The sequence below is a fragment of the Streptococcus sp. oral taxon 071 str. 73H25AP genome, from assembly GCF_000146755.1.
Taxonomy (GTDB): Bacteria; Bacillota; Bacilli; order Lactobacillales; family Streptococcaceae; genus Streptococcus; species Streptococcus oralis_T.
Map to the genome: position 1 here is coordinate 408862 of NZ_GL397254.1, position 25079 is coordinate 433940.

General features: G+C 43.3%; 25 protein-coding genes. 22 read left to right on the plus strand and 3 right to left on the minus strand.

The window, feature by feature from the left end; all coding sequences use genetic code 11:
- The first annotated feature begins 1 nt into the window (after nt 1).
- Nucleotides 2-964 carry a glycosyltransferase family 2 protein gene (locus tag HMPREF9189_RS04315; protein ID WP_000623491.1) on the plus strand — a complete coding sequence of 321 codons (963 nt, stop codon included), beginning with the start codon at nt 2-4 and terminating at the stop codon, nt 962-964.
- An 82-nt stretch (nt 965-1046) separates the two neighbouring features.
- On the opposite strand, the gene HMPREF9189_RS11980 is transcribed toward HMPREF9189_RS04315, so the two are convergent.
- Nucleotides 1047-1250 carry a ferredoxin gene (locus HMPREF9189_RS11980; RefSeq protein ID WP_007517026.1) on the minus strand — a complete coding sequence of 68 codons (204 nt, stop codon included), beginning with the start codon at nt 1248-1250 and terminating at the stop codon, nt 1047-1049.
- 45 nt (nt 1251-1295) lie between these two features.
- On the opposite strand from HMPREF9189_RS11980, the gene HMPREF9189_RS04320 reads away from it, so the two are divergent.
- The 9 genes from HMPREF9189_RS04320 (at nt 1296) to whiA (ending at nt 8355) form a co-directional block, all read left to right on the plus strand.
- On the plus strand, nt 1296-1802 hold the full coding sequence (locus HMPREF9189_RS04320; RefSeq protein ID WP_001040923.1) for an SAG1386/EF1546 family surface-associated protein: 507 nt from the start codon (nt 1296-1298) through the stop codon (nt 1800-1802).
- A 9-nt stretch (nt 1803-1811) separates the two neighbouring features.
- A complete protein-coding gene (gene cmk / locus HMPREF9189_RS04325; RefSeq protein WP_000849407.1) occupies nt 1812-2486 on the plus strand; it encodes a (d)CMP kinase in 675 nt (224 codons plus the stop codon).
- 118 nt (nt 2487-2604) lie between these two features.
- On the plus strand, nt 2605-3111 hold the full coding sequence (locus HMPREF9189_RS04330) for a dihydrofolate reductase (protein WP_000162502.1): 507 nt from the start codon (nt 2605-2607) through the stop codon (nt 3109-3111).
- A gap of 201 nt (nt 3112-3312) precedes the next feature.
- Entirely contained in the window at nt 3313-4545 is a 1233-nt protein-coding gene (gene clpX, locus HMPREF9189_RS04340; protein WP_009755265.1) for an ATP-dependent Clp protease ATP-binding subunit ClpX, read from the plus strand.
- Between the two features lie 8 nt (nt 4546-4553).
- Nucleotides 4554-5141 carry a ribosome biogenesis GTP-binding protein YihA/YsxC gene (gene yihA / locus HMPREF9189_RS04345; protein WP_000405197.1) on the plus strand — a complete coding sequence of 196 codons (588 nt, stop codon included), beginning with the start codon at nt 4554-4556 and terminating at the stop codon, nt 5139-5141.
- A gap of 9 nt (nt 5142-5150) precedes the next feature.
- Nucleotides 5151-5531: a RidA family protein gene (locus HMPREF9189_RS04350; RefSeq protein WP_001140420.1), complete on the plus strand. Its 381-nt coding sequence runs from the start codon at nt 5151-5153 to the stop codon at nt 5529-5531.
- Nucleotides 5532-5582: 51 nt separating this feature from the next.
- Nucleotides 5583-6473, plus strand: a complete 891-nt coding sequence (gene rapZ, locus HMPREF9189_RS04355; RefSeq protein WP_000163040.1) for an RNase adapter RapZ — start codon at nt 5583-5585, stop codon at nt 6471-6473.
- Nucleotides 6470-7447 (plus strand): YvcK family protein, encoded by a 978-nt coding sequence (locus HMPREF9189_RS04360; protein ID WP_001231134.1) that lies wholly within the window; start codon nt 6470-6472, stop codon nt 7445-7447. Before rapZ ends, HMPREF9189_RS04360 begins: the two co-directional genes overlap by 4 nt.
- Nucleotides 7444-8355: a DNA-binding protein WhiA gene (gene whiA / locus HMPREF9189_RS04365; protein ID WP_000011270.1), complete on the plus strand. Its 912-nt coding sequence runs from the start codon at nt 7444-7446 to the stop codon at nt 8353-8355. Before HMPREF9189_RS04360 ends, whiA begins: the two co-directional genes overlap by 4 nt.
- Before the next feature lie 32 nt (nt 8356-8387).
- Here whiA and HMPREF9189_RS04370 read toward each other — a convergent pair whose 3' ends face one another.
- Nucleotides 8388-9356, minus strand: a complete 969-nt coding sequence (locus tag HMPREF9189_RS04370; RefSeq protein WP_000081024.1) for an NAD(P)/FAD-dependent oxidoreductase — start codon at nt 9354-9356, stop codon at nt 8388-8390.
- A 136-nt stretch (nt 9357-9492) separates the two neighbouring features.
- Between HMPREF9189_RS04370 and cdaA the strand changes: the two genes are divergently transcribed.
- The 8 genes from cdaA (at nt 9493) to HMPREF9189_RS04415 (ending at nt 17893) form a co-directional block, all read left to right on the plus strand.
- The gene (gene cdaA, locus HMPREF9189_RS04380) at nt 9493-10350 is read left to right on the plus strand and encodes a diadenylate cyclase CdaA (RefSeq protein ID WP_001011078.1); all 858 of its coding nucleotides are present in this window, start codon (nt 9493-9495) and stop codon (nt 10348-10350) included.
- On the plus strand, nt 10337-11119 hold the full coding sequence (locus tag HMPREF9189_RS04385; protein WP_001230920.1) for a YbbR-like domain-containing protein: 783 nt from the start codon (nt 10337-10339) through the stop codon (nt 11117-11119). Before cdaA ends, HMPREF9189_RS04385 begins: the two co-directional genes overlap by 14 nt.
- A gap of 28 nt (nt 11120-11147) precedes the next feature.
- Entirely contained in the window at nt 11148-12500 is a 1353-nt protein-coding gene (gene glmM / locus HMPREF9189_RS04390; RefSeq protein ID WP_000521458.1) for a phosphoglucosamine mutase, read from the plus strand.
- A 73-nt stretch (nt 12501-12573) separates the two neighbouring features.
- Nucleotides 12574-12948 carry a DUF1149 family protein gene (locus tag HMPREF9189_RS04395; protein WP_001050095.1) on the plus strand — a complete coding sequence of 125 codons (375 nt, stop codon included), beginning with the start codon at nt 12574-12576 and terminating at the stop codon, nt 12946-12948.
- 2 nt (nt 12949-12950) lie between these two features.
- Entirely contained in the window at nt 12951-13799 is an 849-nt protein-coding gene (locus HMPREF9189_RS04400) for a DegV family protein (protein WP_000762158.1), read from the plus strand.
- 262 nt (nt 13800-14061) lie between these two features.
- Nucleotides 14062-14829: a 4-hydroxy-tetrahydrodipicolinate reductase gene (dapB, locus tag HMPREF9189_RS04405; RefSeq protein ID WP_000027860.1), complete on the plus strand. Its 768-nt coding sequence runs from the start codon at nt 14062-14064 to the stop codon at nt 14827-14829.
- Nucleotides 14826-16025, plus strand: coding sequence for a CCA tRNA nucleotidyltransferase (locus tag HMPREF9189_RS04410; RefSeq protein ID WP_009755266.1), 1200 nt, complete (start codon nt 14826-14828; stop codon nt 16023-16025). Before dapB ends, HMPREF9189_RS04410 begins: the two co-directional genes overlap by 4 nt.
- Entirely contained in the window at nt 16022-17893 is a 1872-nt protein-coding gene (locus tag HMPREF9189_RS04415; RefSeq protein WP_001279090.1) for an ABC-F family ATP-binding cassette domain-containing protein, read from the plus strand. The genes HMPREF9189_RS04410 and HMPREF9189_RS04415 overlap by 4 nt, the downstream gene beginning before the upstream one ends.
- A 37-nt stretch (nt 17894-17930) precedes the next feature.
- Here HMPREF9189_RS04415 and HMPREF9189_RS04420 read toward each other — a convergent pair whose 3' ends face one another.
- Complete coding sequence (locus tag HMPREF9189_RS04420) at nt 17931-19118, minus strand: cation diffusion facilitator family transporter (protein ID WP_001076593.1); 1188 nt, start codon at nt 19116-19118, stop codon at nt 17931-17933.
- 310 nt (nt 19119-19428) lie between these two features.
- On the opposite strand from HMPREF9189_RS04420, the gene HMPREF9189_RS04425 reads away from it, so the two are divergent.
- The 4 genes from HMPREF9189_RS04425 (at nt 19429) to yaaA (ending at nt 25052) form a co-directional block, all read left to right on the plus strand.
- Nucleotides 19429-22125, plus strand: coding sequence for a cation-translocating P-type ATPase (locus tag HMPREF9189_RS04425; RefSeq protein WP_000032413.1), 2697 nt, complete (start codon nt 19429-19431; stop codon nt 22123-22125).
- A 104-nt stretch (nt 22126-22229) separates the two neighbouring features.
- Complete coding sequence (locus HMPREF9189_RS04430; RefSeq protein ID WP_000412253.1) at nt 22230-22640, plus strand: peptide deformylase; 411 nt, start codon at nt 22230-22232, stop codon at nt 22638-22640.
- Between the two features lie 11 nt (nt 22641-22651).
- On the plus strand, nt 22652-24247 hold the full coding sequence (locus HMPREF9189_RS04435; protein WP_000821463.1) for a hypothetical protein: 1596 nt from the start codon (nt 22652-22654) through the stop codon (nt 24245-24247).
- Between the two features lie 76 nt (nt 24248-24323).
- The gene (yaaA, locus tag HMPREF9189_RS04440; protein ID WP_009755267.1) at nt 24324-25052 is read left to right on the plus strand and encodes a peroxide stress protein YaaA; all 729 of its coding nucleotides are present in this window, start codon (nt 24324-24326) and stop codon (nt 25050-25052) included.
- The last annotated feature ends 27 nt before the right edge of the window (nt 25053-25079 follow it).

Genomic DNA, 25079 nt, shown 5'->3' on the forward strand with positions numbered 1-25079 from the left:
AATGATTTCAATCATTGTCCCCTGTTTAAATGAAGAGGAAGTACTTCCTCTTTTTTATCAGTCTGTTGAAGATTTGCTTCCTAACCTGGGAGCAGAGGTCGAGTATGTCTTTATAGACGATGGCTCAAGCGATGGGACCTTAGCTCTTTTGAAGGCTTATCGGGAGCAAAATCCTGCGGTGCATTATATCTCTTTCTCGAGAAATTTTGGGAAGGAGGCAGCTCTGTACGCAGGTTTACAGTATGCGACTGGGGACCTGGTGGTCGTGATGGATGCAGACCTTCAGGATCCTCCCGGTATGCTACTTGAGATGAAAGCCTTACTAGACCAGAATGCTGACTTGGACTGTGTTGGGACACGGAGAACCAGTCGGGAGGGAGAACCCCTATTTCGCAGTTTCTGTGCTGATCTTTTTTATCGCCTCATGCAAAAAATCAGCCCAGTAGCTCTGCCCTCAGGCGTCCGTGATTTCCGGATGATGAGAAGGTCTGTGGTAGATGCTATTTTAACCCTGACTGAATCCAATCGTTTTTCTAAGGGACTCTTTGCCTGGGTGGGCTTTAAAACGCACTATCTTGATTATCCAAACGTTGAACGACAGGCTGGCAAGACCAGTTGGAGTTTTAGGCAACTCTTTTTCTACTCGATTGAAGGGATTCTCAACTTTTCAGATTTTCCCTTGAGTATAGCCTTTGTAGCGGGACTTCTATCTTGTTTTATTTCTTTTGTGATGACTGTTTTTGTGGTGTTTCGGACCCTTATCTTGGGAAATCCGACATCTGGCTGGACCTCTCTGATGGCTGTCATTCTCTTTCTTGGAGGGATTCAACTCCTGACCATTGGGATTCTGGGCAAGTATATCAGTAAGATTTATTTAGAGACCAAAAAAAGACCACTCTACCTCATCAAAGAAAAAAGTGATCTTTCTATTGTTGAAGGAAAAAATAACCGGAAAAGACTATAATTTTACCTAGAAATATGCTAAACTAGTAGGTGAAGGGATTAAAGTGATAAAGAGAATCTACAAAATCAATCTCCCTTTTAAACTATGATGGATCTTTTAGAAGTGCACGTGTAGGACAATTTTTGATGGCCTCTAGAACATCGCTGCTCTCAGCGATTTCTCTTTGCAATTCAACTGGATCATCGCAAAATCGAACGATTCCATTATCATGGTAATCAAAGAGTTCAGAATAGGTTTGGCAAAGCCCGCAGGCAATGCACCGTTCAGGTATAAGTGTGAGTTTCATATTTATATTGTAATAAGAAAGTTTAAAAAATACAAGGAGTAAGGTATGGCAAAGGAACCATGGCAAGAAGATATCTATGAAAATAGTGAGGAAGAATCAAGGTCAGAGCGTCGTCGCCGTAAACAAAAAGGAAAAGGGGCTGTTGCCAATCGTGTCTTAACAGTTCTAGCTAGCCTCTTCTTTGTGATCGTTGTAGCGATGGTAGTTGTATTGATTTACTTATCAACCGGAGGAAGCAATCGTACTTCATCTTTGAAGGACTTCTATGATACATCGTCTCCTTCTACAAGTTCAAGTTCTAAAGTAGAAGCATCGTCATCTTCAAGTAGCAAGGTAGAAGAAACATCTTCTTCTGAAACAACTCCTTCAGAGAGCAGTTCAGAAGAACACACAGAAGGAGAGGGAACAATCACAGTGCATCCTGGAGAGGGTGAGGCAGCTCTTGCTCAACGTGCAGGGATTTCCATTGCCCAGCTAGAAGCCCTAAATCCTTCTCACATGTCATCTGGATCTTGGTTTGCCAACCCAGGTGATGTGATCAAGACAAGATAGGAGTCGGTCATGAAGACAATTCAAATTGCTATCGATGGTCCAGCTTCGAGTGGTAAGAGTACGGTCGCAAAGATTGTCGCTAAAGATTTTGGTTACACTTATCTCGATACAGGTGCTATGTATCGTGCTGCGACTTATATAGCGCTCAAGCACCAGTTGGATGCAGGAAATGTAGACCAACTTCTTGAACTTCTTAACCAACACCCTATTAGTTTTGGACGTTCGGAAACAGGTGAGCAACTTGTCTTTGTTGGCGATGTTGATATTACTCATCCGATCCGTGAAAATGAAGTGACCAACAAGGTTTCAAGCATTGCTGCCATTCCTGAGGTGCGTGAAAAACTGGTTTCGCTCCAGCAAGAGATTGCTCAGCAAGGTGGTATCGTCATGGATGGACGTGATATCGGGACAGTTGTTTTACCACAAGCTGAACTCAAGATTTTCTTAGTGGCTTCTGTTGAAGAGAGAGCAGAGCGTCGTTACAAGGAAAATATTGCCAAAGGGATTGAGACTGACTTGGAAACTTTGAAAGAAGAAATTGCTGCGCGTGATTACAAAGATAGTCATCGCGAAACCTCGCCTCTCAAACAAGCAGAGGACGCAGTTTACCTCGACACAACTGGATTGAGTATCCAAGAAGTAGTCGAAAGAATTGAATCAGAAGCAAAAAAACGCATGCCCTAGTGGCAGGTGAAGCAGGCTAAGGCTAGCCTGCTTCTTTTCTCTCTTTGGGGAGCATTTGAAAACAGTCTTTTTAGGAGTTTTTTGATAAAATAGTAGTATCAATAAAAAGGATGGAAGCATGACAAAGAAAATCGTAGCCATTTGGGCCCAAGATGAAACAGGTGTGATTGGTAAAGAGGACCGTCTTCCTTGGCATTTGCCAGCAGAATTACAACATTTTAAGGAAACAACTTTGAACCACGCCATCTTGATGGGACGAGTGACTTTTGATGGAATGGGGCGTCGTCTGCTTCCCAAACGCCAAACCTTGATTTTGACACGAAACAGTGACGAAGTCGTGGATGGTGCACTAGTGTTTCAAGATGTGAAATCTGTTTTAGCTTGGTATCAGAGTCAAGAAAAAAATCTCTATATCATTGGTGGGAAACAGATTTTTCAGGCTTTTGAGCCCTATTTAGATGAAATCATCGTGACACAGATTCATGCTCAGGTGGAGGGAGACACTTATTTTCCTGAGGATTTTGACTTGTCTCTTTTTGAGACAGTCGCAAGCAAATCCTATACCCGAGATGAGAAAAACGACTATGATTTTACCATCGAATACCGAGAAAGAAAGGAAGTCTAATGGAGCGCAGTATATTTGGATTTTTTACAGCTTTTTTGTGTGTAATCTGTATTTTGACTGGAGCACAGGCTTTTCGTAAGAAGCGCTATGGACTGTCTGCCTTACTCTGGTTGAATGCATTTACCAATCTGGTAAACAGTGTCCATGCTTTTTATATGACCTTATTTTAGATAGAATGATAAATTAGAATGGAAGGAAATCATGCCTACAAATAGGAAAAATGATATGATGGTTTATTGCTCATTTTGTGGCAAAAGCCAAGAAGAAGTAAAGAAAATAATCGCTGGGAACAACGCTTTTATCTGTAATGAATGTGTGGAGTTGGCCCAGGAAATCATTCGGGAGGAGTTGGCCGAAGAAGTTTTGGCAGACTTGTCTGAAGTGCCAAAACCAATCGAGCTCCTCAATATCTTGAACCACTATGTGATTGGTCAGGATCGTGCCAAACGTGCCTTGGCAGTGGCTGTATACAATCACTATAAACGCATCAATTTCCACGATACGCGTGAAGAGTCAGAAGATGTGGATTTGCAGAAGTCAAACATCTTGATGATTGGCCCAACTGGTTCTGGGAAAACTTTTTTGGCCCAGACCTTGGCTAAGAGCTTGAACGTACCTTTTGCTATTGCAGATGCGACAGCTCTTACTGAGGCTGGGTATGTGGGTGAGGACGTGGAAAATATCCTCCTCAAACTCTTGCAGGCTGCTGACTTTAACATCGAACGTGCAGAACGTGGGATTATCTACGTTGATGAAATAGACAAGATTGCCAAAAAGAGCGAGAATGTGTCTATCACACGTGATGTTTCGGGTGAAGGGGTGCAACAAGCCCTTCTCAAGATTATCGAGGGAACTGTTGCCAGCGTACCGCCTCAAGGCGGACGTAAACATCCACAACAAGAGATGATTCAGGTAGATACCAAGAATATCCTCTTCATTGTGGGTGGTGCCTTTGATGGCATCGAAGAAATTGTTAAACAGCGTTTGGGAGAAAAAGTCATCGGCTTTGGTCAAAACAACAAGGCGATTGACGAAAACAGCTCATACATGCAAGAAATCATCGCAGAAGACATTCAAAAATTCGGGATTATCCCTGAGTTGATTGGACGCTTGCCTGTCTTTGCTGCTCTTGAACAATTGACGGCCGATGACTTGGTTCGCATCTTGAAAGAACCAAGAAATGCCTTGGTCAAACAATACCAAACCTTGCTTTCTTATGATGATGTTGAATTGGAATTTGACGATGAAGCCCTTCAAGAAATCGCTAATAAAGCCATCGAACGCAAAACGGGTGCGCGTGGTCTTCGCTCCATCATCGAAGAAACCATGCTAGATGTTATGTTTGAAGTACCGAGTCAGGAAAATGTGAAATTGGTCCGCATCACTAAAGAAGCTGTTGATGGAACGGATAAACCGATCCTGGAAACAGCCTAGAGGTGACTATGGAAATCAATACACACAATGCTGAAATCTTGCTCAGTGCGGCCAATAAATCTCATTATCCGCAGGATGACCTGCCAGAGATTGCCCTTGCAGGGCGTTCAAATGTTGGCAAGTCTAGCTTTATCAACACCATGCTCAACCGCAAAAATCTTGCCCGTACATCAGGGAAACCTGGGAAAACCCAGCTCCTTAACTTTTTTAACATTGATGACAAGATGCGCTTTGTGGATGTGCCTGGGTATGGCTATGCCCGCGTTTCCAAAAAGGAACGTGAAAAGTGGGGCCGCATGATTGAGGAGTACCTGACAACTCGTGAAAATCTCCGTGCCGTGGTCAGTTTAGTTGACCTTCGTCATGACCCGTCAGCAGATGATGTGCAGATGTACGAATTTCTCAAGTATTATGAGATTCCGGTTATCATCGTTGCGACCAAGGCGGACAAGATTCCTCGTGGTAAATGGAACAAGCACGAATCTGCAATCAAAAAGAAATTAAACTTTGACCCAAGTGACGACTTCATCCTCTTTTCATCTGTCAGCAAGGCAGGGATGGATCAGGCTTGGAATGCAATATTAGAAAAATTGTGAGGGAAAGAAATGGCAAAAACAATTCATACAGACAAGGCTCCAAAGGCTATCGGACCTTATGTTCAAGGGAAAATCGTTGGCAATCTTTTGTTTGCTAGCGGTCAAGTTCCTCTGTCTCCTGAAACTGGGGAAATCGTTGGAGAAACGATTCAAGAACAGACCGAACAAGTTTTGAAAAACATCGGTGCTATTTTGGCTGAAGCGGGGACAGACTTTGACCACGTTGTCAAAACAACTTGCTTCTTGAGCGATATGAACGATTTTGTTCCTTTTAACGAGGTTTACCAGACCGCTTTTAAAGAGGAATTTCCAGCTCGTTCAGCTGTAGAGGTTGCACGTCTTCCTCGTGATGTAAAAGTCGAAATTGAAGTAATCGCAGAGATTGGATAAGCTAGTTGAAGTTTGGCTCTGCCAAACTTTTTTTGATATAAGGAGAGATAGATGACAAAGAAACAACTTCACTTGGTGATTGTGACAGGGATGAGTGGCGCAGGGAAAACGGTAGCCATTCAGTCCTTCGAAGATTTGGGATATTTCACTATTGACAATATGCCACCAGCCCTCTTGCCAAAGTTCTTGCAGTTGGTTGAGACCAAGGATGATGACCATAAGTTAGCACTAGTGGTGGACATGCGTAGCCGTTCCTTCTTTTCAGAGATTCAGGCAGTTTTGGATGAATTGGAAAACCAAGACGATTTGGACTTCAAAATCCTCTTTTTAGACGCAGCAGATAAGGAATTGGTGGCACGCTATAAGGAAACGAGAAGAAGTCACCCTCTAGCAGCAGATGGTCGAATTTTAGATGGCATCAAGCTGGAACGTGAACTCTTAGCACCTTTGAAAAATATGAGTCAAAATGTGGTGGATACGACAGAACTCACTCCGCGTGAACTTCGTAAAACCATTGCAGAGCAATTTTCAGACCAAGAACAAGCCCAGTCTTTCCGTATCGAAGTCATGTCTTTTGGATTCAAGTATGGTATCCCTATTGATGCAGACTTGGTCTTTGATGTCCGTTTCTTGCCAAATCCATACTACCTCCCTGAACTCCGTAATCAGACAGGTGAGGATCAAGCAGTTTATGACTATGTGATGAATCATGAAGAGTCTGAAAGTTTCTATCAGCACTTACTCGCCTTGATTGAACCAATCTTGCCAAGTTACAAGAAAGAAGGCAAGTCTGTTTTGACCATTGCAGTAGGATGTACAGGTGGGCAGCACCGTAGTGTTGCCTTTGCCAAACGAATCGCAAAGGATCTTGCTAAAAATTGGCCTGTCAATGAAAGCCATCGTGACAAAGACAGAAGAAAGGAAACGGTAAACCGTTCATGAGAAAACCAAGGATAACGGTGATTGGTGGAGGAACGGGTATCCCCGTCATTTTGAAAAGTTTGCGAGAAAAGGATGTTGATATCGCAGCCATCGTAACGGTAGCTGATGATGGTGGATCTTCTGGTGAACTAAGAAAGAATATCCAACAGCTGACACCACCAGGTGATCTTCGTAATGTTTTGGTGGCTATGTCGGATATGCCTAAGTTTTATGAGAAGGTTTTTCAGTACCGTTTTTCAGAAGACGCTGGTGCTTTTGCGGGTCATCCACTGGGGAATATCATCATAGCTGGGCTCTCTGAAATGCAAGGGTCCACTTATAATGCCATGCAGCTGCTAAGTCTCTTTTTCCACACAACAGGAAAAATCTACCCCTCAAGCGATCAGCCTTTGACACTGCATGCAGTCTTTAAAGATGGTTCTGAGGTGGCAGGTGAGAGCCACATTGCTGATCATCCAGGTATGATTGACCATGTCTATGTGACCAATACTCTGGATGATGAAACACCTCAAGCCAGCCGTCGAGTGGTCAATACTATTCTCGAGAGTGACATGATCGTCTTGGGGCCTGGTTCTCTCTTTACATCGATTTTGCCAAATATTGTCATTGAGGAGATTGGGCAGGCTCTCTTGGAGACCAAGGCGGAGATCGCCTATGTCTGCAATATCATGACCCAGCGTGGGGAAACAGAGCACTTTTCAGACAGTGACCACGTGGAAGTCCTCCATCGCCATCTAGGTCGGCCTTTTATTGATACGGTCTTGGTCAATATTGAAAAGGTTCCTAGAGAATACATGGATACCAACCGTTTCGATGAATATTTGGTTCAGGTAGAGCATGACTTTGCTGGTCTTTGCAAGCAGGTTCCTCGTGTGATTTCATCCAACTTCCTTCGTTTGGAAAATGGAGGAGCCTTCCATGATGGCGATTTGATTGTAGACGAATTGATGCGCATCATACAGGTGAGAAAATGAGTTTTACAGTTGCAGTAAAAGAGGAAATTCTTGGTCAACACCATCTCAGTCGTCATGAGCTGTCGGCAATTATCAAGATGTCTGGCAGTATCGGTCTCTCGACTTCAGGCTTGACCTTGTCCGTCGTGACTGAAAATGCCAAGTTGGCTCGGCACCTTTATGAGTCCTTTCTCCATTTTTATGATATTAAGTCAGAAATTCGACATCATCAGAGGAGCAATCTTCGTAAGAATCGTGTCTATACGGTCTATACCGATGAGAGAGTGCAGGAGCTTTTAGCTGATTTGCGTCTTGCAGATTCCTTCTTTGGTTTGGAGACAGGTATTGATCCCGATATTTTAGCAGATGAGGAGGCTGGTCGTGCTTACTTATGTGGGGCCTTTCTGGCAAATGGTAGCATCCGAGATCCTGAGTCTGGCAAGTACCAGTTGGAGATTAGTTCCGTTTATATGGACCATGCCCAAGGCCTAGCCTCTCTCCTTCAGCAGTTTTTGCTGGACGCCAAGGTCATTGAGCGCAAGAAAGGTGCAGTTACCTATCTCCAGCGTGCAGAAGACATCATGGATTTCTTGATCGTGATTGGGGCCATGCAGGCGCGTGATAATTTTGAGCGTGTCAAGATTTTGCGTGAAACTCGTAACGATCTCAATCGAGCCAATAACGCTGAAACAGCCAATATCGCTCGGACGGTTTCTGCTAGTATGAAGACCATTAATAATATCAGTAAAATCAAAGATAGAATGGGTTTGGAAAATTTACCTGTGGATTTGCAAGAGGTGGCTCAGTTGCGAATGCAGCATCCAGACTACTCTATCCAGCAGTTGGCAGATAGCCTGAGCAATCCCCTAACCAAAAGTGGCGTCAACCACAGACTCCGAAAAATAAACAAGATTGCAGATGAACTATAAAACCACGGATTGTTCAATCCGTGGTTCTTTTCTTATAAACTTGTTGAGTGTTTTGGTTGCACTTTTTGGTCAGGGTCGATGTAGTTGATGGCATTGTTAATAGCAGTTGGTGCTTCTCCAAGTCCTGTGGCAATCAAGTCAATCTTTCCTTCGTAGTAGCAGCAGTCTCCGATAGCGTAAATACCCGCTTGGCTGGATTCTTGCTTGCTATTGACGATAATCTTGTGTCGGTTGAGATCCAGACCCCATTTTTTTAGATTTCCGACAGAAGACTTGAAGCCGTAATTGACAAAGAGGTGGTCTAAGTCAATCGTTTCTGCTTCATCCGATTTGACTTTGGTGATTTCTAGTTTGTCGAGTGTTTTTCCATCTCCGAGAAGTTGGCTAGGGACGAACGGTGTCTTGATGGTTACAGATGATTCTTGCAGGGCTTGCACACTATGTTCCAAGGCGCGGAAATTATCTCTGCGGTGAACAAGGGTAGTTGGCGCAATTTTTTCAAAAGCTAGAGCCCAGTCCACAGCTGAGTCTCCCCCACCAAGGATGGTTACTTTCTTCCCAGCGTATTGTTGGATATTGGAAACGTGGTAGTGGATATTTTCATAGTTTTCAACTCCATCTAATTCGAGCGGACGTGGTTTGAAGGCACCACCCCCCATGGCAATGATAACTGTTTTAGTCAGGTGGCTACCTTTAGAGGTTGTAATGGCAAAGCCTTCTTCTTGTTTTTCAATCTCAAGAACTGTTTCATTGAGATGAATAGGGGTATCAAAGCCGTTTAGCTGTTCAATCAAGCGATTGGTCAACTCTTCTCCGGTTAAGTTTGGAAAACCTGGAACATCAAGGATTTGCTTTTCAGGGTAGAGGATAGCTGGTTGACCACCGAGCTGGGGAAGAGAGTCGATGATTTGGACTTTGGCTTGGCGTAGGTGGGCGTAAAAGGCAGCAAAGAGCCCGACAGGACCGCCACCTACAATGGTAATATCATAGAGTTGAGACATGATTTCTCCTTTGTTTTTTCTAGTCAGTTTATTTTATCATATTTTTGCTTAATTTAAAATGAGGTAGGATAGGGAAAAAATGGGCAAAAAATGGTATAATGATGAGTAAAGTGTTTTGACAGGGAGGAGGCCAAGGATGAATTTTCAACAATTATCCAATTTACAATACTGGACGAGTTTGTTTTCAAGTCCTTGGAGTATAGTCACCAATCTGATTGATATTCTCATTGTGACTTATATTTTATATCATTTTACTAAAGCTATTGCAGGCACCAAGATTATGATATTGGTCCGTGGAGTCTTAGTTTTTATTCTAGCCCAGATTCTTTCCAATATGATTGGTTTAACGACTATTTCCTGGTTGATCAATCAGATCATCACCTACGGGGTGATTGCAGCGGTAGTTATCTTTTCACCAGAGATTCGAACAGGTTTGGAGCGATTGGGCCGGGCTACTGATTTCTTCTCCAATGCCCCTATCAGTGCGGAAGAGCAGATGGTTCGTGCATTTGTGAAATCAGTTGAATACATGAGTCCTCGTAAGATTGGGGCGCTTGTAGTGGTTCAGCGAGTAAGAACCTTGCAGGAATACATCTCGACAGGGATCCCTTTAGATGCTAAAATTTCGGCTGAATTGCTTATTAATATTTTCATTCCCAATACTCCCTTGCATGATGGTGCTGTCATTATCAAGGAAGACCGGATTGCTGTAACTTCAGCCTACCTACCCTTGACTGAAGATACCGGGATTTCCAAGGAGTTTGGAACGCGTCACAGGGCGGCGATTGGTTTGTCGGAAGTATCAGATGCTCTTACCTTTGTGGTTTCGGAAGAAACGGGTGGAATCTCCATCACCTATAATGGAGTCTTTAAGCACGATTTGACCTTGGAAGAGTTTGAATCTGAATTAAGAAGAATCTTACTTCCAAAATCAGAGAAAAAGCAAGGTCTGAAAGAGCGCTTGCTAGGAGGATTGAAACATGAGAAAAAATAGTCTATACATCATTTCTTCCTTCTTTTTCGCCTGCATTCTCTTTATCTATGCAACTTTGACAAACTATCAGAATAGCAACAGTGCCAGACAGGTGCGGACGGAGACTTATACAAACACAGTTCTTAATGTCCCAATTGATATTCAGTATGACAGTGATCAGTATTTTATCAGTGGTTTTACATCTGAGGTGACGGTCTTTCTAACAGGGTCAAACAGAGTTGCTTTGGCGAGTGAGATGCAGGAAAGTACCCGCAAATTTAAGGTGACGGCTGATCTTTCTGATGCTAGTGTAGGAACCATCGAAGTTCCTCTGACTATTGAAAATTTACCGAGTGGTTTGACGGCTGTTGCGACACCGCAAAAGATAACAGTGAAGGTTGGTAAAAAAGCAAAACGAGACAATGTCATTGTTGTGCCGGAGATTGATCCTAGTCAGATTGATTCTCGCGTGAAAATCGATACAGTTACTATATCAGATGAAAAAGTAACGGTTATTAGTGATGAGGAAACCCTCTCCAAAGTAGATCGTGTCATTGCCATCTTACCGACGAGTGAACGGATAACTAGAAACTACTCGTCCTCTGTTCCTCTACAAGCAGTCGATAAAAATGGAAATGTCTTACCAAGCGTCATTATGCCGTTTGACACAACTATGAAAATTACAACAAAAACAGCAACGTCTAGTTCAAGTAACTCGTCAACAAGTTCCTCAGAAGGCAGTTCGTCTTCAACGAGTTCAGAAACAAAATCAGATTCGTCTAAACAATAATAAATAATAGAAAAGGATGATAAATAAAATGGGTAAATATTTTGGGACCGATGGAGTCCGTGGAGAAGCAAACGTAGAACTGACACCAGAATTGGCTTTTAAACTAGGCCGTTTTGGTGGATATGTCCTCAGTCAACACGAAACAGAAGCCCCTAAAGTCTTTGTAGGACGTGATACACGTATCTCAGGAGAAATGTTAGAATCAGCCTTGGTGGCAGGTCTTCTCTCTGTAGGGATTCACGTCTACAAACTTGGTGTCCTTGCAACACCAGCAGTAGCTTACTTGGTCAAAACTGAGGGAGCCAGTGCAGGTGTCATGATTTCCGCTAGCCACAACCCAGCCCTTGATAATGGAATTAAGTTCTTTGGTGGGGATGGTTTCAAACTTGATGATGAAAAAGAAGCTGAAATCGAAGCCCTGCTAGATGCTACCGAAGACACTCTTCCTCGTCCAAGTGCCGAAGGCTTGGGAACCCTAGTGGACTATCCAGAAGGTTTGCGTAAGTATGAAGGCTACCTTGTTTCAACTGGAACGCCTCTTGAGGGAATGAAAGTGGCCTTGGACACCGCAAACGGTGCAGCGTCTACAAGTGCTCGTCAGATTTTCGCTGATCTGGGTGCTCAACTGACAGTTATCGGTGAGACACCAGATGGTCTTAATATCAACTTGAATGTGGGTTCTACGCACCCAGAAGCTCTTCAAGAAGTAGTGAAAGAAAGCCAATCAGCTATCGGTTTGGCCTTTGATGGAGACAGTGATCGCTTGATTGCTGTTGATGAAAATGGCGATATCGTTGATGGTGATAAGATTATGTATATTATTGGGAAATACCTTTCTGAAAAAGGCCAGTTAGCCCAAAATACTATCGTAACAACCGTTATGTCTAATCTTGGTTTTCATAAGGCTTTGGACAGCGCAGGCATTAATAAGGCAGTCACTGCAGTTGGTGACCGCTATGTCGTCGAAGAAATGAGAAAATCAGGCTATAACCTTGGTGGTGAACAGTCTGGTCACGTTATCTTGATGGATTACAATACGACAGGTGATGGACAGTTAACTGCCGTTCAATTAACAAAAGTTATACGGGAAACCGGTAAAACCTTGTCTCAACTAGCATCAGAAGTGACGATTTACCCACAAAAACTGGTCAATATCCGAGTGGAAAATGCCATGAAAGAAAAGGCCATGGAAGTACCAGCCATCAAGACAATCATCGAAAAGATGGAAGAAGAGATGGCAGGGAACGGCCGTATCCTTGTCCGCCCAAGTGGTACCGAACCTCTCTTGCGAGTTATGGCAGAGGCACCTACAACAGAAGAAGTCAATTACTATGTAGATACGATTGCTACTGCTGTTAAAGATGAGATCGGTATTGACTAAAGCCTAGAAAACTAGATGAAATGATAAAAATGTGGTACAATTGCATAGTAAATTGTAGCAATGGGAGAGAGAAATGAATCTTAAACGAGAACAAGAATTTGTTAGCCAGTATCACTTTGATGCTCGTAACTTTGAATGGGAAAATGAAAATGGGGCTCCTGAAACCAAGGTAGATGTGAATTTCCAGTTGCTCCAATACGACCAAGAAAACCAAGTAACCTCGCTAGTTGTTATCTTGAGCTTTATGATTGTCTTTGACAAATTTGTTATCAGTGGAACGATTTCTCAAGTTAACCATGTGGAAGGTCGTATTGTTAACGAACCAAGTGAATTTAACCAAGAAGAAGTTGAAACCTTGGCACGTCCATGCTTGAACATGCTCAACCGTTTGACGTATGAAGTAACAGAAATCGCCTTGGATCTTCCAGGGATCAATTTGGAGTTTTAGTCATGAAATTAGCTGTCATTACAGATTCTTCAGCCTATTTAGAGGAGAAGACGCTGCAAAGAGAGAATCTATTTATCTTGGATATTCCTGTCAATATTGATGGGGAGGAGTATGTTGAAGGTGTCAATCTGACTGCTGAGGAATTTTATCAAAAAATGGCTCAGTCTGCAGAATTGCCTAAAACCAGTCAACCAAGTATTGCCAAATTGGATGAGATTCTAAGTTCCTTGAAAGGACAAGGTTATACCCATGTTTTGGGACTCTTTCTTTCGTCAGGGATTTCAGGTTTTTATCAGAACATCCAATACATGTTGGATGAGTATGATGGCTTGACCATTGCCTTTCCAGATACCCATATCACAAGTTCCCCTCTAGGATTTATGGTAGAGAGTGCCTTTGAATGGGCAGAACAGGGCGATGATTTTGCTCAGATTCAGGAGAAATTAGCTCTTCAAATTGCTGATAATTCAGCCTTTATCATAGTAGATGACCTCGACCACTTGGTTAAGGGGGGACGTCTGTCAAATGGGGCAGCCATCCTAGGGAATCTCCTTAGTATCAAGCCCATTCTTTACTTCAATGACCAAGGTGTGATTGAAGTTTACGAAAAAGTTCGTACAGAAAAGAAGGCAATCAAACGTTTGGTGGAAATCATCAAAGAGTTGACAAAAGATGGGAATTACCGTATCACAGTCATACATGGCAATGCTCCTCAAAAGGCAGCGGACTTACGTCAGCTTTTGATGGAGAGTGGTGTGACTGCTGAGATTCCAATTGCAACCTTTGGTAGTGTCATTGGAACCCACCTTGGAGAAGGTAGTATCGCTTTAAGCTATACACCAGTCGTCTAGACTGTTCTTACAAGCTTTGTATCTTAGTAATTGAACACGGACTATTGCCTCTTGAAAAAGATGCCTGTCTTGCCTTTCGTGGAAAGTCAGCGTCATTCCCTATTTTTCATGGGCAACTAACGTCCTTTATATCTTGATAATTGAACATGCCTAGAACCCTGTGTGAAAAAGATAGTTCTTCCAAGGAGGAGACACTCCTTGATCAGAACTCCTATTTTCACTTTATGTTCTTACAGGCTTTGTATCTTAGACAGGAGTAGAGATGAGTATTCGAGTAATTATCGCCGGGTTTAAGGGAAAGATGGGCCAAGCTGCCTGTCAGATGGTCTTTGCTGATCCGGACTTGGACTTGGTCGCAGTTTTGGATCCCTTTGAGTCTGCGTCAGAATGGCAGAGAATTCCTGTCTTCAATGATAAGGCTGACTTGGCTGGTTTTGAAGCGGATGTCTGGGTAGATTTTACAACTCCAGCTGTTGCCTACGAAAATACACGCTTTGCTCTTGAAAATGGCTTTGCTCCAGTGGTTGGAACAACAGGCTTCACTAGTGAAGAAATTGCAGAACTAAAAGCATTTTCCCGTGAACAAGATTTGGGTGGCTTGATTGCCCCTAACTTTGCCTTGGGAGCTGTCTTGCTGATGCAATTTGCGGTGCAGGCTGCCAAATATTTCCCAAATGTGGAGATCATCGAGCTTCATCATGACAAGAAAAAAGATGCTCCGAGTGGAACAGCTATTAAAACTGCCGAGTTAATGGCGGAAGTTCGAGAGTCTATTCAGCAAGGTGCGCCTGATGAGGAAGAATTGATTGCAGGTGCTCGTGGTGCTAACTTTGATGGCATGCGCATACACTCAGTCCGTCTACCAGGCTTGGTAGCCCATCAGGAAGTCATCTTTGGCAATCAGGGAGAAGGATTGACCCTTCGTCATGACTCCTATGATCGCAGCTCCTTCATGACAGGGGTCAATTTGGGAATCAAAGAAGTTGTCAAGCGTCATGAGCTTGTCTATGGATTAGAACACTTATTATGAGATTAACGCAAATGCCTTCTGAATTTCAGAAGGCTTTACCAGTATTAGAAAAAATTAAAGAAGCAGGCTTTGAGGCCTATTTTGTTGGGGGCTCCGTCAGAGATGCCCTACTCAATCGTCCCATCCACGATGTGGATATCGCGACTTCTTCCTATCCAGAGGAGACCAAGCAGATTTTTCCGCGAACAGCTGATATCGGAATCGAGCACGGAACTGTCTTGGTTTTAGATGGGGACGAGGAGTATGAGGTAACCACCTTTCGGACAGAGGATGTCTATGTGGACTATCGCAGACCCAGTGCGGTTTCCTTTGTGCGCTCGCTAGAAGAAGATCTCAAGCGCCGTGATTTCACAGTCAACGCCTTTGCCTTGGATGAGACAGGAGAAATCATCGATTTGTTCGATGGTCTCAAAGATCTGGAAAACCAAGTCTTGCGAGCAGTAGGTATAGCCAGTGAGCGCTTCAATGAAGATGCTTTGCGCATTATGCGTGGTTTTCGTTTTCAGGCCAGTCTTGGTTTTGAACTTGAACCAGAAACTTTTGTGGCGATGAAGACTTTGACGCCACTCTTGGAGAAAATTTCTGTGGAGCGCACCTTCGTTGAGTTTGATAAACTCTTGCTGGCTCCTTTTTGGCGAGTTGGTCTGTCTTCCATGATTGAGAGTCGAGCTTATGACTATCTTCCAGACATGGCAGGAAGCCAGGGCAAGCTCAACAGACTGTTTGTTTTGGAGACTGATTTCACTTTTGAATCTTCTGAACAAGCCTGGGCAGCTCTGTTGTGGGCTTTGGAGATTAAAGATGCACAGCCATTTTTGAAAGCTTGGAAAACCTCACGCCAGTTTGCCAAGCAAGTACAGGATTTGCTGACTATTTTGGTTTTGCGAGAAGAAGGAGAGCTGAGCAAGCGCGATTGTTACCGCTTTGACTTGGATTCCCTTCTACAAGCTGAAAGTCTTCGTCAGGCTCAAGGGAAAGAAGTCAACCCACAAGCCATCACAGAAACTTACCAGAGTTTGACCATTCATGATAAGAAAGAAATCCAGATTAACGGAGGAGTTCTGATTAAGGAATATGGTTACCAGCCAGGACCAGACTTGGGAGAGATTTTAACGGAGATTGAGTTTGCCATTGTCGATGGAGAGTTGGAAAATGATCGTCAAGCAATCCATGCTTACCTGAGGGAGAAAAAATGAGTGATTTTATCGTTGAAAAACTAAGCAAATCCGTTGGTGACAAGACCGTTTTTAAGGATATTTCCTTTATCATCCATGATTTGGATAGAATCGGTCTCATTGGTGTCAATGGCACGGGTAAGACCACCCTTTTAGATGTTTTATCAGGTGTTTCAGGCTTTGATGGGGATGTCAGTCCTTTTTTGGCTAAGAATGACTATAAGATTGGCTACTTGACCCAAGATCCAGAGTTTGATGATAGCAAGACGGTCTTGGATACGGTTCTCTCCAGCGACCTCAAGGAAATCCAGTTGATTCGTGAGTATGAGTTGATCATGCTCAACTATAGCGAGGACAAGCAGGCTCGTTTGGAACGAATCATGGCAGAGATGGACTCTCTCCAAGCTTGGGAAATTGAAAGTCAGGTCAAGACGGTCCTCAGCAAGCTAGGTATTCAGGACTTGTCGACTCCAGTTGGTGAATTGTCAGGCGGTCTGAGAAGACGGGTCCAGTTGGCGCAAGTTCTCCTAGGAAACCACGACCTCTTGTTACTGGACGAGCCGACCAACCATCTGGACATTGCGACCATTGAGTGGCTGACCCTCTTTTTGAAAAATTCCAAGAAGACGGTTCTCTTTATCACCCATGATCGCTATTTCCTAGATGCACTGTCAACGCGGATTTTCGAGTTGGACCGCGCAGGCTTGACCGAGTATCAAGGCAATTATCAGGACTATGTTCGCCTCAAGGCCGAACAGGATGAACGCGATGCCGCTCTCCTTCATAAAAAAGAACAACTCTACAAACAAGAACTGGCCTGGATGCGCAGACAACCGCAAGCGCGTGCGACCAAGCAGCAGGCTCGGATCAATCGTTTCCACGACTTGAAAAAGGAAGTTTCAGATAATAGTAGTGAAACAGATTTAACCATGAACTTTGAAACTAGCCGTATTGGAAAGAAGGTCATCGAGTTTAAAGATGTTTCCTTTGCCTACGAGAAAAAACCTATTCTGCAAGATTTTAACCTTTTGGTGCAAGCTAAAGACCGTATCGGTATCGTTGGGGACAACGGTGTTGGGAAATCAACCCTACTCAACTTGATTGCAGGAAGTCTTGAGCCAACTGAAGGACAAGTTGTGAGAGGGGAAACTGTTCGCATCGCCTATTTTTCTCAACAAATCGAAGGCTTGGATGAAAGCAAACGGGTCATCAATTACCTGCAGGAAGTAGCAGAAGAGGTTAAGACTAGTGGTGGTTCTACGACTTCCATTGCAGAGTTGCTAGAGCAGTTCCTCTTCCCACGTTCGACGCATGGAACCTTGATTGAGAAATTGTCTGGTGGAGAGAAAAAACGCCTTTATCTCCTCAAATTGCTCTTGGAAAAACCAAATGTTCTTCTCTTGGATGAGCCGACAAATGACCTAGATATTGCGACCTTAACAGTCTTAGAGAATTTCTTGCAAGGTTTTGCAGGCCCTGTCTTGACAGTTAGCCATGACCGCTATTTCTTGGATAAGGTAGCAACTAAGATTCTTGCTTTTGAGGATGGCAAGATTCGTCCTTTCTTTGGTCATTACACAGACTATCTTGACGAAAAAGCCTTTGAAACAGAGATGGCCAATCAAGTGCAAAAGGCCGAAAAGGAGAAAGTGGTCAAGGTCCGTGAAGACAAGAAACGCATGACCTACCAAGAAAAGCAGGAGTGGGCAAGCATTGAAGGCGATATTGAAGCCTTGGAAAATCGTATCGCAGCCATTGAAGAAGAAATGCAGGCAAATGGCTCTGACTTTGGCAAACTAGCGACCCTTCAGAAAGAGCTAGACGAGAAAAACGAAGAACTCCTTGAAAAATACGAACGCTATGAATACCTAAGTGACTTTGATAGTTAGGTGAATAGAAAAATCCTGTTATTACGACAGGATTTTTCTATTCTTCTTTTTTAGTCTCTTGATGAAAGATATTTTGCCAAGTTTCATGGCTACGCCAGATACTGGTGTGGATGATTCCGTCCATCTCATAGCATATGAGTTTGGTTTTCTGACTAATGGAGGTAATCTGAATGTCCTTAATTGCAGCTTTAAGTTCTTTTTCGGCTTGATAGGCCTCTTTATCCATCTGCTCTCCATCTTGACGGATATAGATAAAGTCCTCAGCAAGGAGTTCTTCTAGCTGGTTTCCTTGGTCAATCAATTGCTCGCGCATGAGCAGTTTTTTGTAGACATTGTCTAAAATTTCGTCTTCAGGTATAGGCGCTGGCTCGATATGGACGTCGGTATCAAAGACTCCAAAACGCTCTTCTAGCATAGACTCGACCTGGTCTGCAATCTCATGACTTTCATAGACAGATAAGTCGGGATTCATTTCTAAGGTGATATCAAGGTAGATGTTGCTACCGTAGGTACGCCCTCTTTGGGACTTGACCTTACTAATCTTTGGAATTTCCATGATAGCCTTTTGGTAGTCTTCTAGTAGCCGGTCATCAAAACCATCTGAAAGACTGAAGGAAGACTCGATAAAGATATCATAGGCTGTCTTTAAGATAAAGAAAGTGATGATGATAGCAACCAGTTTATCCACGATTGGATAATTGAAACTGCTAGCTAGGATGGCAATGGTGGTTCCAAGTGAGGTAACAGCATCAGAAAGATTATCCTTAGCAGCTGCCTTTAGAGCTTTGGATTTGGATTTCTTACTGAGGCCTGTGTTATAGAGATAAACGACAAACATAACCGCCGCAGAAATGATTCCTAGGAATGCTCCTAGAGGATCAATAATCGTTTGTTCCCGACTGAGGATTTTCTGAATGTTGTCCCGAAGCACATCAAAGCCAACGTAGAACATGATGATGGAAGTGATCAAACTAGCTAAATCTTCAATCTTCCAGTGTCCAAAGCGGTGGTCACGGTCTGCAGGCTGGCGAGCCATCCGAATGCCAATCAGAAGAGCAACATTTCCGATAATATCGGATACGTTGTTGAAACCATCCGCTACCAAACTGGAAGAATGTAGGAGGTGGCCAGTCGCTAATTTTGCCGCAGACAAGAGTAAGTAGGTCGAGATACTGACAATGGCACCACGCTCAGCTAACTTGAGATTTGACATGGATTGATTCATGGGACTTCCTTTTTAGTATAAATAATATTCTTTCATTATACTGGTTTTTGCGGGAAAATTCAAATTTAGTCCTCCTCCTTCATCGAATTTTAATGATTGAAAACTTTTCAAAATTTGGTATAATAGTACTACTCAAGGGAGTAGCTGGCAGAAACCTGTGATAGTGTCGTCATTCCGAATTGTGTACTGCAAAGTATACCTTCCGGCCCTATCTTAAACAGCGAGACTTGTTATGATTAACAAGTCTCTTTTTGTTTGTCATAAAACAAAAAGAGAACTTGTTTTGCACACAATGTCAAGGAGGAGACGCATGTCAAAAGAACAAAAACGCCAAGCGTTTTATATTCAAAGTCCTGAAGAGGTCTTGAAGTCGGTTGAAGCAACTGAGCAAGGCCTTTCGTCAAGCGAAGCGCAGAAACGCTTAGCAGAATATGGGCGCAATGAACTCGAAGAGGGTGAGAAAAAATCTCTCTTGGTTAAATTCATCGAACAGTTTAAGGATTTGATGATTATTATTTTGGTGGCTGCAGCCATCTTGTCTGTCATAACTTCTGGTGGGGAAGATATTGCAGATGCCATCATTATCCTAGCCGTTGTTATCATCAACGCAGCCTTCGGTGTTTACCAAGAAGGAAAAGCGGAAGAAGCCATCGAAGCTCTCAAGTCTATGTCTAGTCCAGCTGCTCGCGTTATACGTGATGGGAACATGGCTGAGATTGACTCAAAAGAATTGGTACCAGGTGATATCGTTGCTCTAGAAGCAGGTGACGTCGTACCAGCAGACCTCCGTTTGCTAGAAGCTAATTCACTTAAAATCGAAGAAGCGGCTCTAACAGGTGAGTCTGTTCCAGTCGAAAAAGACTTGACAGTTGAACTTGCTGCAGATGCAGGTATCGGTGACCGTGTCAATATGGCCTTCCAAAACTCAAATGTTACCTACGGTCGTGGTCTTGGTGTTGTTGTCAATACAGGTATGTACACTGAAGTTGGTCATATCGCTGGCATGCTCCAAGATGCGGATGAGACGGATACACCACTCAAACAAAACTTGAACAACCTTTCTAAGGTCTTGACCTATGCTATTTTGGTCATTGCCCTTGTTACTTTTGTAGTTGGAGTCTTCATTCAAGGCAAAAATCCACTCGGTGAGTTGATGACCTCTGTTGCGCTTGCTGTTGCAGCCATCCCAGAAGGCCTTCCTGCTATCGTGACCATCGTTCTTGCCCTTGGTACTCAAGTTTTGGCAAAACGAAACTCTATCGTTCGTAAGTTGCCAGCAGTAGAAACACTTGGTTCAACTGAGATCATCGCTTCTGATAAGACTGGTACACTTACCATGAACAAGATGACCGTCGAAAAAGTCTTTTATGATGCAGTCCTACATGATTCAGCTGATGACATTGAACTAGGTCTTGAAATGCCTCTTCTTCGTTCAGTTGTTTTGGCTAATGATACTAAGATTGATGCAGAAGGAAACCTGATCGGGGATCCAACCGAAACAGCCTTCATCCAGTATGCCTTAGATAAGGGCTATGATGTTAAAGGATTTTTAGAGAAATATCCTCGTGTCGCTGAATTGCCGTTTGACTCTGATCGTAAGCTCATGTCAACAGTTCACCCATTGCCAGATGGCAAATTCCTCGTGGCAGTCAAAGGGGCTCCAGATCAACTTTTGAAACGTTGTGTTGCTCGTGACAAGGCTGGTGATATTGCTTCGATTGATGAGAAAGTCAATGACTTAATTCACACAAACAACTCTGAAATGGCTCACCAAGCCTTGCGTGTCCTTGCAGGTGCTTATAAGATTATTGATAGCATTCCAGAAAACTTGACTTCTGAAGAACTGGAAAACAACTTGATCTTTACTGGTTTGATTGGGATGATTGACCCTGAACGTGCCGAAGCAGCAGAAGCAGTTCGTGTCGCTAAAGAAGCAGGCATCCGTCCAATCATGATCACTGGTGACCACCAAGACACAGCAGAAGCTATTGCCAAACGTTTGGGAATCATCGATGAAAATGACTCAGAAGACCATGTCTTGACTGGTGCGGAATTGAACGAACTTTCAGATGAAGAATTTGAAAAAGTAGTTGGTCAATACTCTGTTTATGCGCGTGTATCTCCAGAACACAAGGTTCGTATCGTGAAAGCTTGGCAAAACCAAGGTAAGGTCGTTGCCATGACAGGTGATGGTGTTAATGATGCCCCAGCTCTGAAAACAGCCGATATCGGTATCGGTATGGGAATTACTGGTACAGAGGTTTCTAAGGGAGCATCTGACATGATTCTTGCGGATGATAACTTCGCGACCATCATCGTCGCAGTTGAAGAAGGACGTAAGGTTTTCTCAAACATTCAAAAGACTATTCAGTACCTTCTTTCTGCCAATACGGCTGAAGTTTTGACTATCTTCCTATCAACCTTGTTTGGTTGGGATGTTTTGCAACCAGTTCATCTTTTGTGGATCAACTTGGTAACCGATACCTTCCCAGCTATCGCTCTTGGTGTTGAGCCAGCTGAGCCAGGTGTTATGACCCACAAACCACGTGGACGTAAGTCAAGCTTCTTCTCAGGTGGGGTTATGAGTTCCATCATCTATCAAGGTCTCCTTCAAGGTGCTCTTGTTCTGGCCGTTTATGGTCTTGCCCTTCTTTACCCAGTTCATGTGGGTGACAATCAAGCTATCCACGCTGATGCTCTTACTATGGCCTTTGCAACACTTGGTTTGATCCAGCTCTTCCATGCCTACAACGTTAAGTCTGTTTACCAATCCATCTTGACAGTTGGTCCATTCAAGTCTAAGACCTTCAACTGGTCTATCTTGGTATCCTTCATTCTTCTTATGGCAACAATCGTCGTAGAACCACTTGAAGGTATCTTCCACGTAACCAAACTAGACTTATCACAATGGGGAATCGTTATGGGCGGAAGCTTCTCAATGATTCTTATCGTAGAAATCGTTAAGTTTGTTCAACGTAAACTAGGTCTTGATAAGAACGCGATTTAAAAAGAAAGTCATCTTTGGATGGCTTTCTTTTGCATTTGAGGAAAAGACTAGAAGTTACCCCCTTTTGTGCTATAATAAAGTAAAGTAGCAAGGAGCGTAAGAGAATGGAAAAGAAAATTGTCCGAGATGTCTTATTCTTGTCGCAGGTCTCGAAACCTGCAAGTCAGGAAGACCTTTATCTGGCTAAAGATTTGCAGGATACCCTGCTGGCTAATCGCGAGACCTGTGTCGGTCTGGCGGCCAATATGATTGGTGTGCAGAAGCGCGTGATTATCTTTAATCTTGGCCTAGTTCCCATGGTCATGTTTAACCCTATTCTCCTTTCCTACAAAGGGCCTTACGAGACAGAGGAAGGTTGTTTGTCCTTGACGGGGGTTCGAACGACGACTCGTTATGAAACGATTACGGTTTCCTATCGCGATAGCAAGTGGCAGGAACAGACCATTACACTGACAGGTTTTCCAGCTCAGATCTGCCAACATGAACTGGATCATTTGGAAGGACGGATTATTTAGGAGGAACTCAGATGAAACGTATACTCTTTGAACTTGTTTTTATCGCAACGACCTGGTATATCTTTTTACCACCCTTCAATCTTACTAGTTGGGAATTCATCGTCTTTCTTTGTGCTCATCTGGTGGTGATGGGGATTTTGTTTAGTTTTCGAAGGGATACCAATCCTTTCAAGACAGTTCACCTACGTCATGGCAAGGTTGCCAACGAACTCAATCTAGAAGGGATTCATTTTAATAGACTAGGTGGAGGATTGTTGCTGGCTGCAGGCCTTATCTTTGCCCTTGCTGGTCTGGTTAGCTTAGTGACCTCTAGCTTTTTCCAGGCTAAAAACTATGCCAATGTGGTGTCTATCACAGAAAAAGACTTTAAAGATTTTCCTAAGAGTGATACCAGTAAGGTTCCAATCCTAGATCGTAGCACTGCAGAAAAGATTGGTGACCGTTATCTGGGCTCTCTGACGGATAAGGTATCCCAGTACGTAGCAGCAGATACCTATACTCAGCTGACGGTTGATGGCAAACCCTATCGGGTGACGCCATTAGAGTATGCTGATCCCATCAAATGGTTCAACAATCAAGCCAAGGGAATTGGCGAGTATATCAAGGTTGATATGGTGACAGGAAATGCGGAATTGGTAGATTTAAAAACACCGATGAAGTATTCGGACTCCGAGTATTTTAACCGTGACGTCAAACGTCATCTTCGGATTAAGTACCCAACCAAGATTTTTAAAATGCCATCCTTTGAGGTGGATGATGAAGGCAATCCCTTCTATGTAGCAACCGTTTATCAAAAGCAGTTTGGTCTAGGAGTACCTCGTCCGTCATCTGTTATTATCTTAGACGCTACCAATGGAGAAACCAAGGAATACAGCTTGGATGAAGTGCCAGAATGGGTGGATCGTGTCTATCCAGCCGAAGAAACCATCGAACAAATCAACTACAACGGCAAGTATAAAGACGGCTTCTGGAATGCCTTGATTTCTAAGAAAAATGTTACCCAAACGACAGAAGGCTATAACTATCTCTCCATCGGAAATGATATCTATCTCTACACGGGGGTGACTTCAGCAAATGCTGACGAAAGTAATCTAGGATTTATTCTTGAAAATATGCGCACTGGTGAAATCACCAAGTATAATCTAGCATCTGCAACCGAAGAATCTGCCCGTGCTTCCGCAGAAGGAGCAGTGCAAGAGAAGGCCTATAAGGCTACCTTCCCTATCCTTGTCAATCTCAATGATAAACCGCTCTACATCATGGGCTTGAAGGACAATGCAGGCTTGGTCAAGGAGTATGCATTGGTCGATGCCGTGGAGTACCAAAACGTTATCGTAGCAGCTACGGTAGATGAACTCCTCAGCAAATACGCCAATAAAAATGACCTCGAGCTGGATAATGAAACGGTAGAAAACATTAAGGGTATCGTCTCAGACCTTAAATCAGCTGTCATCAAGGGTGATACCGTCTACTTCTTCAAAGTTGATGGCAAGATTTACAAGGTCAAGGCTTCAGTGTCAGACGACCTTCCTTACCTTGAAAATGGGCAATCCTTTGAAGGTCAAGTCGGTAAAGATAACTATCTCAAGACCTTTAAAGTCAAGTAAAAGAAACCTCGGTTCATACCGAGGTTTTTAAGATGAAATTCTTGGTCGTGGTTGAAAAATATGCTACACTAACAATATGAAAATTTTAATCCCAACAGCCAAAGAAATGAACACAAACCTTCCTCTTGTCGAAGCGCTCCCCTTGAGTGAAGAAAGCCAGGCAGTTCTTGACTCACTGGCGCACTACTCAGCTAGTGAATTAGAAAGTTTTTATAAGGTATCTGCCGAGAAAGCAGAAGAAGAGCACGCTCATATTCAAGCTCTAAAAGCTCACAGGGCTAAACATTATCCAGCTTTGAAACTCTTCGATGGTCTCATGTATCGCCACATCAAACGAGATGGGTTAACCGAGGCTGAACAAACCTATCTTGAAGATCATGTTTTAATTACATCAGCTTTGTATGGCGTAGTTCCAGCCCTATCTCCAATGGCTCCTCACCGTTTGGACTTCTTGATGAAGTTAAAAGTCACTGGTAAGACTTTAAAGAGTCATTGGAAGTCAGCCTACGATGAGGTGCTAGAGGATGAGGACTTGATATTTTCTCTCTTGTCATCAGAGTTTGAAACCGTATTTTCGAAGGAAATTAGAGAAAAGATGGTGACCTTCAAATTTATGGAGGACAAGGCTGGTCAGCTGAAGATTCACTCAACCATTTCCAAGAAAGCGCGTGGGGCTTTTTTGACAGCCTTGATAGAAGGGCAAGTTCAAACAGTCGAACAAGCTCGCCAGCTCAGTTTTGCAGGTTTTGATTACCGACCTGATTTATCAAGTGATTTAGAACTCGTCTTTGTGAAACAAGCATAAAACCAGCTCATTCGAGCTGGTTTTTGC